Below are 2,680 nucleotides of genomic sequence, written 5' to 3' on the forward strand. Positions count from 1 at the left end.
CCATTAACCTACTCATTATAGGTTATTTGTGACATTTCCCATTTTCGCAACTCTCAGGAAGTCTTCGCACTCATATCCCTTTTTCGAAAAGCGATAAACAAACCGAATGCCGTATTCTTTTGATTATAAACCAACTAAGTCAAAGAACGCTTTTATGAAATACGCCTTTTTTCGCAAATGTTTTGTCCTCTATTCAAAATTGTCAGTTTTGAGAAGGCATCACGTATTATCTATTATTCCATTCAAAACACGAAATGTTGATAATCAACAAAGTGTGCATAAAGCACTTTTTCGCAAGAGAATACTCACCATTTCGCCACGTAAGGCTTAAAATCATTGCTTTCTCCGGCAATATAGGCGGCAATTTCTTGCGATTGCTTCAATATGATTTGCGAAAGAGTCATTTCCTCTTTCCTGAATTTCTCGTACCTGTTCAACCTCTCTAAAATGCTACGGATTAGAGTACGTTTAGTTGATTCATTCAAAAGTCCATTGTGCATTTTCAACGCAACTTTCTTTTGAATCAGACTAATGACTACCCTATCCACCATTTGTGGACGGAATATTTCTACCACATCAAATACTAATGTAGGTTTTCCATTTTGATGCGCATGCAGTATTCCTATCGAAGGATTCAGCTTAGCCGCAAGTATGTTTTTCCAGACACGGGCATATAAGATAGCATATCCGTAATTGAGCATTGAGTTTAATAAGTCTGTGGCACCTTGATGCTCCCGACGTACAAAATCTATCCCATCATCGGCAAGCAGCATCCTGATATATCCCCAATAGGCCAAAGCCCCTTGTGCCTCCATAGCCATAATATCGGTTGCATACTTTTCATTGTCATGCACATAAGCCTTCACCTCTTCTATCTGCTTCTTTATTTTCAAAATAGTCTCCACATACTTCTCACCGAATTTCTCGTCAAGCACATCCTTGTGATACTTATGATAATACTTCACCAAATTGAGCTGATTCTTCATTTTCCCGACAATGATGGACGAAGCAAGTCGCACCTTTTTCTCCAAAGGAAGCACTGCCTGCTTGTTCCATAAAGTCTCATCCACAAATTGCGGACTGAGAATGGAAGCATACTGTACACCTTTGGGGCTGAAAAAATCAATAGGAATTTTGTGGGACATGCAATACATGATGGCATTGCTGGATAGGCTGACGTCTTTCCCCATAATGGTGATATGCCGCAATGCCGCTGATGGCTTGTTGATGACTTTGCCTTGCTGTCTCACGACAACTCCCTTATAAGTAGCCCCGACATAGCATCCGGGAGTGCTGACTACGAGTTCTGCACCTTCGTTTTCCAACTTCTGATACTGCTTCTTTTTCCGGTTTACAAGTTTGACATTATCCACAGGAGAAGCATTTGCCTTTTTCTTCTTGCGGTCGGAATAGACAATGTAGGTGCTGCAAAGTTGTTGTATCAATTGTTTCTTCTTGCTGTTGCAGTTGCTGCTGAAAAAGTCCAATGACTGCAAGCTTTCAGCCAATTCTTTGGCCGATGAGATGTTAGGATGGTTTTTCTTAATCAGTGTATTAAGTCTGCCTATTAATTCATTATCAAGATCTTTCAGCGCATTTTCGGGCAACAAGCGGGCATAATAATTCTTGATGCCACGCAATGTTTCCAGACTTTTGGCGGATAACGATGCCTTGGTAAACCCGATGGATTGTATCCTCTCTATCAGTTCTTTCTTTTTTTTGTCTGTAACAGAAATAAATTTATCAGAGACAACGACCCCTAAGAACTCGATTCCCTCGTGCGCATTCCGCACAACCGGGGTGTTCAGCTGCAAGAAGAAGTTTTCTTGAAGGTGTTCCTTGATTTTAATGACACACTCTTGTACTTCGTTCTCCGTAGGGGCAGCAATGATAAAATCATCCGCATACCTTATATATACAGGAATCTTCGTACCGACATATTGGTCAAACGGATGCAAATAAAAATTGGCAAGCAGAGGAGAAAGCACAGCCCCCTGAGGGACACCTTTCATTGCTTCGTTCCACTTTAGCTGTGGAGTTACATTGCCGGTTTTCAGACATAACTGTATCAGTTTGAATGTTTTTTCATCTTGCAGCCAATTGCTGAGCCTGCTGAAAAGTCTCTCATGATGAATGTTGTCAAAGAAATCATCAATATCAAGCTTTGCGATATAACTGTTTTTCAGACGTTTCAGGTCGTGGACTACTCGTCGTATGGCTCGCTCCGCTCCCCTTCCCGTCCGATATCCATAGCTGGTATTTAGAAACATTTTCTCCATAGCCGGTTCAATGGCAGTCTTTATGGCCTGTTGCACTATTTTGTCCTTGATGCACAGCAGCCCCAACTTCCGTTTTTCTGTATCGTTCTTGGCAATCTCTACTTTCAGGTAGGGTTCCGGATTCCAATTCCCTGCCAACAATTCGTGCCGCAGCGTGTTCAGGTTGTCTATCAGGTTCTTTTCGAATGCAGCAACCGTATATCCGTCAATGCCACCTGCCGATTTTTTGGCACGCACCACCCTCCACGCATTTTGTAATGCGTGAAAGGTGGTGAGGGATTGGAAATAGGTCTTCATGGCTATTCTGCTTCTTCTATTGGATAAAGTTGATGAATTAATTTACAACTATTATCATCATCCTTGAATCTTCCGTAACCCACATTCGTTTTAGCACCCACTCC

At 41.7% G+C, this 2,680-nt stretch carries 1 protein-coding gene; it reads right to left on the bottom strand.

Going from position 1 to position 2,680, the window contains the following annotated elements; genetic code table 11:
• Positions 1 to 305: 305 nt before the first annotated feature.
• The gene (gene cas1 / locus K2G43_RS12895; protein ID WP_300155892.1) at positions 306 to 2,576 is read right to left on the bottom strand and encodes a CRISPR-associated endonuclease Cas1; all 2,271 of its coding nucleotides are present in this window, start codon (positions 2,574 to 2,576) and stop codon (positions 306 to 308) included.
• Between the last annotated feature and the right edge of the window lie 104 nt (positions 2,577 to 2,680).

Origin of the sequence: Bacteroides sp. (genome assembly GCF_029057325.1) — a bacterium.
Classification (GTDB): Bacteria; Bacteroidota; Bacteroidia; order Bacteroidales; family Bacteroidaceae; genus Bacteroides.

Excerpts from the sequence above, each read along its gene's own strand:
- cas1 (WP_300155892.1), bottom strand. The coding sequence starts at position 2,576 with ATGAAGACCTATTTCCAATCCCTCACCACCTTTCACGCATTACAAAAT.